The sequence below is a fragment of the Ginsengibacter sp. genome (assembly GCF_057362405.1).
In genome coordinates, this window is the sequence record NZ_JBMQQG010000254.1 from 1 (window position 1) to 11,259 (window position 11,259).

Here is an 11,259-nt window from a genome sequence, read left to right on the forward strand (position 1 = left end):
TACGTCCATTAATATCAGGTCAAAATTATCGTGACTTACCCTCTCTAAAACAACTTTTCCATTTTCTACGATTTCGCATTCGTACCCTATCTTATTTAGAATTTTTTTGATCCATTTTTGATTAACGGGATTATCCTCGGCCACCAGAATGCGCAAAGGATATTGCTTTGAAAAATTTTCGGAGACGTGGTTTAAGGTAACCTTGTTTCCAGCAGTTTCACCATTGTGGCGGAATTCACTGAGTATCGTGTCAAAAAGCTTTTGATAACGCACCGGTTTGTCAAGAACTGCATTAAAAATACCCGCATGCTCTTTATATCGTTCGTCGTGGACCTGGTTCAATAATATTACGGGTGTCTTGGGGTATAATGATCGTATTTTTTGACAGAGTTGTATTCCATCCATTTCAGGCATCAATAAATCGACGATCACGAGGTCAACGGAAACCTGCGATAAAATCTCCAAAGCCTGTTTTCCGGAATTTGCAATCACAGGCAACAATTTCCACTGCTCCATCCGGTAATTCAAAATTTTGCTGCTATTAATATTGTCGTCTACAACCAGTACCTGCCTACCCTCAAAGCCCATCATCATACTGTTATTGGCAAAATCTGTCGTAACCTGTGGCGACGGTTGAGTAATGATATTGAAGCCGAAAACGGAACCTTTATTGACAGCACTCTCAACTGAAATTTTCCCGCCCATCCGCTCAATAAGTCTTTTGCATATCAGTAATCCAAATCCCTTTCCTATCTCCTTTGTTTTGGTTGAAAAGTCGACGGGTAGCGCCGGATTAAAAAGTTGCTTTATCTTTTCATCAGGCATGCCGCCGCCGTTATCCTCTACCTTAAAACCAAGATTTACCATACCCCCTTCGGCTTCAGAAATTAAGGTGACTTTAATAAAGACTTCACCATTTTGGGTATACTTAACGGCATTTTCGACAAGGTTAATTAAAATTTGCTGAAGCCTTTTGTAGTCTCCAATTATTTGCAACGGAACCCCGGGATCAATCTGATAGTTGAGCTCTGAACCGCTTTCTGCTGCACGTCCGCCGAACATATCCAGTACTTCTTCTATACAATTTCTTACATCAAAATTCTTTTTATCTAATTCGGCGCTTTCAGCATCAATTTTTGAAAAATCCAACATATCGCTGACCAGGATTTCATTAATATTCGTCAATAACATTTTGCTGCAATCCAGGATGTTGGTGGCGTATTCATTTTGTTCCGCCGTAAGTTCAGTTGCTGATAGTAAAGTAGCCATACCAATTACCCCGTTCATTGGCGTGCGTATTTCATGGCTCATCAATGATAAGAGTTTGCTTTTAGCTTTATAAGCAATATCTGCTTCACGAATGGCTTTTGATTCCTTTTCTGATAAAAGATCTAACTGGTTATTGAGTTTCGCAACTTCTGACAACAGTTCCTGGTTTCGCATTTTGACTCCGGATATGCTTACCTGGATAATCCTGAGTGCCACAATAACAAGCAAAACAATTGTTCCTGTAATAAACCACATATTAAATTTAGTTGATCTTTAAAAAAAGCGATACCATTTATTGATAATATATTGCATTTACGAATTCTTATAATTCCATTGCCAGTTTATTCCCAAAACATAATTCCTGCCATTGCTGAAAGGACTAAACATATACACCGGGAATGTCCAGTTGTCATGCACCAATCCTGCCATGATTCCGGGTTCCCAAACATTTTTTTGCCGGGCAAGTTTTAATATCTGCAGCGCGATACCCGAATACATTTTTTTAGAAAATTGGTAGCCCAATTCCGACCATGTTAAAAACAGATTCCCGGGATTTCTATCAAATGAAAAGGTGTATTCAATTTCAGATGAATAGAATAATTTTTTGTAATCCATATCTATGTTAAGTCCCGTATTAATGCCATTGAGTTTGCCCAAAACAATGCCGACAACCGGAGTAAACGAATAAGAAATTGCATTCTTTTTTGAAAACGTTTTACCTGCGTTCATTGATACTGTCTGCGATGTTTCATAATTATACCTCAGCTCACCATACCAGTTCTTCCTGCTTTGATAATATATTTTTGGAACGACGGAAGAAGCCCCGCTGCCTGTATAATAAAGTTGTTGCACCCCCCCATGAACCTGGGATTGACCAACATTATTTAACATCGCAAAAGATAATATCATAAAACATTTATACATTTTCGTTTATAATTACTTCCGCATTGGCGAGCCGGTGCATGATAGAAATTTCCTTCAGATGCGGGTTCCATTGAAATACCAATTTGTCGATTGGCTGCCAAAGAATTACCCAACTGAAAATATCCAACCCATTGCGAAGAGCCGAAGAAAATCCTTGTTCATCCGATAGTACCATAGGCACAAGACCGTGGCATATCATTACTACCACTAAACTCACCAATAATAACATGTAGCTCCTTCTTTTAAATTTTTCAAACACTTCAATGCAATGCATTTTTTTTGCAGAAAAATGCCTTTTTATTGCATAGATAAACGCTTCGGCATATTGCTTATCACTATCTTTTTTGCAGGTTATGCGGTAGTAAAAAACGGAATATCTTTTAGAGGATTCAATTGACGTCATCAGGTATTGGTTAAACTGGTGACTAAGCTGACGTTTATATAAAGGAGCGGGGTCATTCACATTAAAATGCTCATGAATAGTTGCCTGGTCAATAGTTAAGAAGATATTTATCTTATCGGTTAATGCAGTAGCCGCAGCTGATGTTTTTTTTAAAGTAAAAAAATTTATCACCGCCTGCAATACATCTCCCGGTTGCTTAATCGCTAAGGACATGATGAGTTTTTAATAAAATATTTTTAAGGTTAGAAATGCTGTTAGACTTATCAATTTTTTATTACGGCGAGAGCTTTACTTATGATATGATTGAATAATTGCCATTAAATTTTGCAACCAAAATAAGTTTGCCGAAAATGGAAATGAGAGCTATCCCCAGGAACTATTTTATTAGTAAGGCTCTATCATTAAACTAATCCGCAATACTACAGGCTAGAAAATTTAAGCATAGAAATTAATATTAAATTCTACAACTCACGCACAATGATAAACGGGTGAGCTTTGGAAAAAGTATAAGTGTTTATTGTAGAAAATCTTCTAATGTTTTATCGTTTTATAATGGTGTATTCATTAACAGCAATTAATGTTTTTAAATGTCGTTCATAAATGATACTTACACATATGAAACTGAAAAAGAGCATCGTTGTAATATGGCTCACAATAATATTTAGCAGTATCGCTTACTTATTTTGGCACAATGAGTTTGTGTATAGTTTACCTACGCCCGTTCCTAAAAATTATAAGATGGTTAACTGCGGAGATAAAATAGTTATCCCGCAAATAGCTCAATTAAAAAACAACACCCCACTCTTCCTGCACTTCTTTAATCCTGATTGTCCGTGTTCACGATTTAATATGGCTCACTTTAAAACGCTTGTAAAGAAGTATGGCAAGGAAGTAACTTTTGCCATTGTAGTTATAAGTCATAAAAATTTCACAGCCGAAGAAATACAAAACAAATTTGACCTGGAGATACCCGTCTATTTTGACTCATCTATTGCGGCAGCATGCGGCGTATATTCTACACCCCAGGCAGTAATTATTAACAGAGATGAAAAATTATTTTATAGGGGAAATTATAATAAGGCCCGCTATTGTACTGACGGCAGAAGTAATTATGCACAGCAGGCGATAGACAGTCTTTTAAACAATCGACCCGTATTTTTTAACCAATATGCATTAAGAGCTTATGGATGCACGCTACCTAATTGCACAAGATAGAACAGATGATAGCTACGATACTTAACACAGAATTGACTACCGAAACCTTCCGCCTCAGTAATAAAAAAAGGTCAGATAAATTTATCAACTACTTTCTTATTTGCCTGTTTATAGCAGGGCTGATATTTGCCATGTTTTACGATACCTGGTCAATAGCTGTGGGAGTTGGCGCATTATCTTTGACGGCCTATTATTCGGCCAAAATTGCTCTTCCAAAATCAGACTTATATCAATATGTTTTAAGTGTGATATTGGCCATTTTTACGGCGCAATATATTTACCAGATGCACGGCATGTTTGAGATGCATTTTTTTGCCTTTATAGGCAGCGCCGTGTTGATCACCTATCAAAACTGGAAACTGCAGATACCTATTATGATAGTTGTCGTGATTCATCATACCACTCTTGCTTATCTCCTGCATATTGGCATTGATAAAGTTTATTTCAGCCAGATCGATTTCGACCTGCAAACACTTATTATACATGTTACTCTTGCGGCGGCAATATTTTTTGTTTGCGGATTATGGGCCTATCAATTAAAAAAGTACAGCGAATTACATATTACTCAATCCATGCAAATGGGCGTGTTGCAACAGGAAGCATTCATGAGCATTGAAAGACGACAAAATGCAGAAGCTCTTGAGGAAGCCTATGTGAAAGCGGAAAAAGCAAGGCAGGATGCAGAATTAGCCAACCAGGCAAAGAGTATTTTCCTTGCAACGATGAGCCATGAAATTCGCACACCTATGAACGGAGTTATTGGAATGGCATCGCTGCTAGCTGAAACAAATCTTTCTGAACAACAATTGGATTATACAAATACTATTACAACCTGTGGTGAAAGTCTATTGAATGTTATTAATGATATTTTGGATTTTTCCAAAATCGAATCAGGTAATATGGACCTGGAATCGGAAGATTTTAATCTTCGTGTATGCATTGAGGATGTGTTGGATATTTTTGGTACCAGGGCTGCAGCCCAGGGTCTTGATCTTATTTATAAGATTGATAATAATGTTCCCCTTCAAATAGTGGGAGATGATTTAAGATTAAGGCAGGTGTTAACTAATTTAATCAATAATGCATTAAAATTTACAGAGAAAGGTGAAGTGTTTGTAGGTGTTCATTTGTTAGACACAGGTGAAGCAGGAGAACTCACCTTGCAATTCGAAGTGAAAGATACCGGTATGGGTATTCCAAAGTCAAAATTAGATCGTCTTTTCAAAGCCTTCTCACAGGTAGATTCCTCCACTACGCGAAAATATGGGGGAACCGGTCTCGGCCTGGCCATCTCCGAAAAACTTGTTTCATTAATGCGAGGAACTTTTAACGTAGAAAGCGAAGTTGATAAAGGCTCCACATTTTCATTTACAATAAAAACCAAAGCAGGAACAAAGATTCTGAAATTATATGAGCAACACAATATGACTGAACTTCAGAATAAGAAAATTCTGGTTGTAGATGATAACCTTACCAATCTCGCCATTTTAAAAAGCCAGTTAGAGTCATGGAAGCTGGTTCCGGTATTGGCGGAATCTGCCGGTTATGGATTAAAATTATTAGCCGGCGACAGAACTATTGATCTCGTATTAACAGATATGCAGATGCCTTATATGGATGGCATTGGGTTTGCTCAAAATATAAGGAGGCTATATCCTTCTCTTCCCATCATTCTTATAAGCTCTATCGGTGACGACTACACGCAAAAAGATTCAGGGCTGTTTACCTCAATATTAAATAAACCTGTTCGCCAGCATATCTTAAGCAGGCATATACTCAATGCGCTTCAACCGCAGGTTAATACTGTGCAGCATGAAAAAATTATGAAAGAAAAATTGCCCGAAAAATTTTCACAAAAACATCACCTCGAGATATTAGTGGCTGAAGATAACCTGGTTAATCAAAAGGTAATTATTTATATTCTTAACAAATTAGGCTACGACCCTTGTATAGCGGAAAATGGTTCTGTAGCAGTTAAAAAAGCTAACCAAAAAAAATACGATATTATTTTAATGGATATGCAGATGCCTGAAATGGATGGACTGGAGGCAACAAAGTATATCAGGCAGCATTTAGAACACCAGCCTGTAATTATAGCACTTACCGCAAATGCAATGGAAAGCGACCAGGAAGAATGTTTTAAGGCCGGTATGAATGATTATATTCCCAAGCCGGTGAAGTTAGAAGATGTAAGCTTCAAACTTGAGAAATGGTCTCTTACAAAAATGGAAACCCTGACTTTACATAAAATGATTAAACCCGAAACCGGCTTTATACAATAAAAATTAATGAATCTAACCCCTAAAACCTACCCGCACCTTGCCTCTTTCGCAAAACTATCCTGCACATCACGTGTTAGATGCATTGAAGCACGTAAAAACCTTCGGAGCTGTTTTCAATTTATGCAGTCGCTGAAATCAACCATTATCGGTGCGTGTCATGTTTTGATGTTGCTATTTCTTCTTTGTCCATCTGCGGGTTCTGCTCAAGTGAAACAGCTGGAATTTGACCATATAGGTACTGACGCCGGACTTTCTCAAAGTAACGTTACGTGCATCCTTCAGGATAGCAATGGATTTATGTGGTTTGGTACGCGGGACGGCCTCAACAGGTATGACGGCTATAAGTTCGACATTTATAGAAATGATCCGGCAGACAAGTCTACCATTAGTAATAACCATATTGTAGATATGATAGAAAGCCGCAATGGCGATCTGTGGATTGCAACATGGGGCGGAGGCTTAAATCATTATAATCTTGAAAAAGGAACTTTCGATTCTTATAAAAACGATGTCAAAAATTCAAAAAGTATTGCAGGCAACTTTATTACGGCCTTGCAGGAAGATGAAAATGGAAATCTATGGATAGGTACAGAGTCTGCGGGTTTAGATATGCTGGATAAAAAGACCGGAACCTTTATTCATTATAAATCTAATATAAATAACAGAGGCTCCATTAGTGATAATTTTATAAGAGATGTTTACAAGGATAAAGAAAAAAATTTATGGATTGGAACTACGCATGGCGGCCTTAACTTGTTCGATCCTGCTACCAAATCTTTTGCCAGGTATGAACATAATGATGCCGTGCCCACATCACTTGCATTCAATGACGTATATAGGATTTTTGAAGACAATCAACACCGGCTATGGATAGGGACTAACGGTGGTGGGTTAGATTTATTCGACGTAAGAAATGGAACTTTTCTGCATCATAAAAAAGATATTAAAATATCAGAAAGCCTTTCCCGTAATGAAATTCGTACCATCAATGAAGATGCCGAGGGGAACATCTGGGTGGGAACTGAAAACGGTGGGCTATCCATTTTGAATGCGGCCTCGGGTGAATTCAAGACGTATGTACATGATGAAATAGATAATAGCAGCCTAAGCAACAATTCGATTTATTCAATTTGCAAAGACAATAAAGGCAACATGTGGCTGGGCACTTTTTCAGGTGGCATCAGCATTGTAAACCGCGATAAACAATTTGCCCACTATAAACATTCTTCATTAAAGAATAGCCTAAGTGATAATAAGACGCTTTGCATTTACGAAGACTCCGAAAAAAACATCTGGATAGGTACCGATGGCGGTGGATTGAATTTATTCGATCCATCAGGCGGAAGCTTCAGCCACTATAACCATGATCCTGCTAATCCGAATTCAATCTGCGGAAATTATGTTTTAAATGTTTGTGAAGATAGCCGGCGTAATTTATGGATTGGAACCTGGGGAGATGGCATTACCGTTTATAACAAGCAAAAAAACAGCTATCAACATTTTAAAAATAATCCGGCAGACCCCAATAGCCTAAGCAGCAACAATGCGTGGAATATAATAAGCGATACTGATAACACGATGTGGATCGGCACTTATGGCGGAGGATTAAATCATTATAATCCAATGACGCATTCTTTTACAAAATATCGTTATGTCGAAGGAGATAAAAATGGTATCAGCAGCGATAAGATTTATTCAGTTTTTGACGATCACCAGGGACACCTATATATTGGTACCGACGGTGGAGGATTGAATTTATTCGACAAGAAAACATCCACTTTTACTCATTACTTGCACGACGATCAAAATAAAAATACCATCGCCGGCAATAGTGTAGGTCATGTTTATGAAGACAGGCAACACATGATATGGATTGCAACGGCTTCCGGACTTTCGGAATTAAACCCAAAAACAAATGCTATAAAAAATTATACAATTGAAGATGGTTTACCGGGCAATGATATTTTTGGAATATTAAGCGATGATAAGGACAATTTATGGATAAGCACCAACCGGGGAATATCCTGTTTCAATCCCGGAAAAAAGATCTTTAAAAATTTTGGTGTAGTGGATGGTTTGCAGGGAAATGAATTTAAAGAGCAGGCATTTTGCAGGGGCAATAAGGGGGAATTTTATTTTGGCGGTAATAACGGTTTCAATATGTTTCATCCCGATAGCATCAAAACAAGCGTATATGATCCACCGTTAGTTTTAACCGGCTTTAGTATTGCCAACAAGGAAGTGGCTGTTGCAAACGATTCAGTAACCACTCCGCTGAAACAGAATATTGTACTCACCAAATCAATTACCCTACCCTATAATAATTCAGTTATTGAATTCGAATTCGCGTCTTTAAACTATACGGATAAAGCAAAGAAGCGTTATAAATACATGCTGGAAGGTTTCGATAAAAAATGGAATGAGTCGAGCGATAAAAATTCAGCAAGCTATACCAACCTCGATCCCGGCACCTATATATTCAAAGTAAAAGGACTTAATAATTCGGGAGAATGGTCGTCTAATTTATTAAGTGTGCAGTTAATTATTACCCCGCCATTTTGGTTAACATGGTGGTTTAAATCCCTGGCCGCAATCATCATTTTAGGTGTTGGTATTGCACTATACCAGGTACGTATACGAACCATAAAAATTCAGAAAAAGGCGCTGGAAAACCAGGTGCAGGAACGCACTGAACAGCTTTTGCTTTTAACCCGTGAAGAAAAGAATGCCCGGGTTGAAGCCGAAAAGGCACGGCGCAATGCTGAACAGGCTAACCAGGCAAAAAGTATCTTCCTGGCAACGATGAGTCACGAGATCAGGACCCCCATGAACGGAGTTATTGGTATGGCCTCGCTATTGGCCGAAACAGAACTTACCGAGCAACAATTGGATTACACCAAAACTATTACGACTTGTGGCGAAAGTTTGTTGAATGTGATAAATGATATCTTAGATTTCTCAAAAATCGAATCGGGTAACCTCGGGCTGGAAAAGGAAGATTTCAATTTGCGTGTATGCATAGAGGATGTATTGGACATTTTCGGGCCCAAAGCAGCCGTGCAGGGCCTTGATCTCATCTATAAAATTGATAATAATGTTCCTCTTCAAATTGTGGGAGATGATTTAAGATTAAGGCAGGTATTAACAAATTTGATAAATAATGCGCTAAAATTTACAGAGAAGGGCGAAGTATTTGTTGGTGTGCATTTATTGCCATCAGACACTCCGGACGATATAACATTGAAATTTGATGTAAGAGATACCGGCATGGGTATTCCCCAGGCAAAATTAGACCGGCTATTTAAACCATTTTCTCAAGTTGATTCATCAACCACCCGTAAATATGGCGGAACTGGCCTTGGTCTCGCCATTTCAGAAAAGCTGGTTCATTTAATGCATGGAAGTTTTAATGTAGAAAGTGAAGTGCACAAAGGCTCTACATTTTCATTCACGCTGAAAACGAGAGCAGGCACTAAAATTCTGAAAACATATACGCAGTATAATATGAGCGAATTTCAGAATAAAAAAATACTGGTTATTGATGATAATATCACCAACCTGGCTATTTTAAAAAGCCAGTTGCAGCTTTGGAAACTCTTGCCGGTGTTGGCTGGCTCTGCCGGTCATGGATTAAAACTTTTAGCCAAAGAAAGAGATATCGCACTCGTACTGACCGACATGGAGATGCCTTACATGAATGGACTTGAACTGGCGAAAAATGTTAAGAGGCTATACCCGTCAATCCCGGTAATTCTTCTCAGTTCTATCGGTGAAGACTATACGAAAAACGAGTCCCATTTATTCGCTTCCGTACTAAACAAACCGGTTCGGCAGCATATCTTAAATAAACATGTTCTGCAGGCACTGCAACCTCAAGATAGTGAAGCAGTGCCAGTGATTCATGAACCGGTAAAATTACCAGGCAATTTTTCTCAAAAACACCCACTTGAAATTCTGGTAGCCGAAGATAACGAGGTTAATCAAAAAGTAATTGCCTACATTCTTAATAAATTGGGCTATACACCATGCCTTGCTCAAAACGGGGCCGTGGCCGTGGAAATGGCCCGGCAAAAACAATACGACATTATTTTAATGGATATGCAAATGCCCGAGATGGACGGCATACAAGCAACTGACTTCATCCGGAAAAATTTTGACGTTCAGCCGGTGATTATTGCCTTAACGGCGAATACTATGGAAGGCGACCAGGAAAAATGCTTACGGGCGGGTATGGACGACTATCTTTCAAAGCCTGTAAAATTAGAAGACATAACCCATTCATTGGAAAAATGGTTCTTAACTAAAAAACAAACCTTAAATTAAAATAACGGCGAGTATCATCAAAGCTAATCCACGATTATAATGAAAACCCCTAAATCCCTTTTACCCATGGAAAGCATTAACCCGCGAAACTCAAGCTCTCATAAGTATAGCTATTATGACGAGACATTCTCCTGCAAACTCTATTTTAAAACGCCGGTATATGAAAGATAATAAACTCCGCAAAAGCAACGACAACTTTGCGGTAATCCGAAAGTTTTTTTTCCTGGGCATCATCATTTCTATAATAGCCGGGGCAATTGCAATTGCAGGCATGCGCTTAAAATTGTACAACCAGGAAACGGGAACTGTTTTAGGAATCATCATGGTGATTGCCACGTTTTCATTAATAATGGGGCATATTTCCAAATTGTTAGGAGCTGCAGATAAAATCTGCCGGGAAGCTTCTATAGCATCTATCAATGCCGAAAACGAACTTTCCGCCAATCAGCTAATTTACAAGAACCTGATAGAGAATGCCGGCGTTGTCATGTATACAACCTCGATAGACGGCTGTATTACGTTTGCAAGCAGTAAAGCATTCCATTTGACCGGTTATTCACTTGCTGAATTAATGGGGATGCACTTTACTAAATTGATAGCCGAAGACTGCCTCGAAGAAGTTAAAGTGATTTACAAAAACCAGGTTAAAAATAAATTAGACGAAACCGTAAACGAATTTCGTATCCAAACAAAAGACGGTGAAATAAAATGGGTGGAGCAATCTGCTATTCTAGTTTCTGAAAATGATGTTACCACAGGATTCCAATGTTTAGTAAAGGATATTACTGAGAGAAAAGAAATGGAAGCAATATTAAGAAAGTATGAAGTTGAACTGGTGCAAAA

7 protein-coding genes are annotated in these 11,259 nt (G+C 38.3%); 4 read left to right on the plus strand and 3 right to left on the minus strand.

From position 1 onward, the window contains the following. From ACO1O5_RS21495 to ACO1O5_RS21505, 3 genes are all read right to left on the minus strand, one after another. On the minus strand, positions 1-1,524 hold a 1,524-nt coding region (locus ACO1O5_RS21495), incomplete at its 3' end, for a response regulator (RefSeq protein ID WP_486273949.1). Between the two features lie 57 nt (positions 1,525-1,581). Beyond that, entirely contained in the window at positions 1,582-2,178 is a 597-nt protein-coding gene (locus ACO1O5_RS21500; RefSeq protein ID WP_486273951.1) for a hypothetical protein, read from the minus strand. A gap of 7 nt (positions 2,179-2,185) precedes the next feature. Continuing rightward, the gene (locus tag ACO1O5_RS21505; RefSeq protein WP_486273953.1) at positions 2,186-2,809 is read right to left on the minus strand and encodes a hypothetical protein; all 624 of its coding nucleotides are present in this window, start codon (positions 2,807-2,809) and stop codon (positions 2,186-2,188) included. Between the two features lie 402 nt (positions 2,810-3,211). On the opposite strand from ACO1O5_RS21505, the gene ACO1O5_RS21510 reads away from it, so the two are divergent. From ACO1O5_RS21510 to ACO1O5_RS21525, 4 genes are all read left to right on the plus strand, one after another. Beyond that, positions 3,212-3,811, plus strand: coding sequence for a DUF6436 domain-containing protein (locus tag ACO1O5_RS21510; RefSeq protein ID WP_486273955.1), 600 nt, complete (start codon positions 3,212-3,214; stop codon positions 3,809-3,811). Between the two features lie 5 nt (positions 3,812-3,816). Continuing rightward, positions 3,817-6,093: a response regulator gene (locus ACO1O5_RS21515; protein ID WP_486273957.1), complete on the plus strand. Its 2,277-nt coding sequence runs from the start codon at positions 3,817-3,819 to the stop codon at positions 6,091-6,093. A 120-nt stretch (positions 6,094-6,213) separates the two neighbouring features. Beyond that, positions 6,214-10,416, plus strand: a complete 4,203-nt coding sequence (locus ACO1O5_RS21520) for a hybrid sensor histidine kinase/response regulator (RefSeq protein WP_486273959.1) — start codon at positions 6,214-6,216, stop codon at positions 10,414-10,416. Positions 10,417-10,576: 160 nt separating this feature from the next. Next, a partial coding sequence (locus ACO1O5_RS21525; RefSeq protein ID WP_486273961.1) for a PAS domain-containing protein occupies positions 10,577-11,259 on the plus strand: 683 nt, incomplete at its 3' end.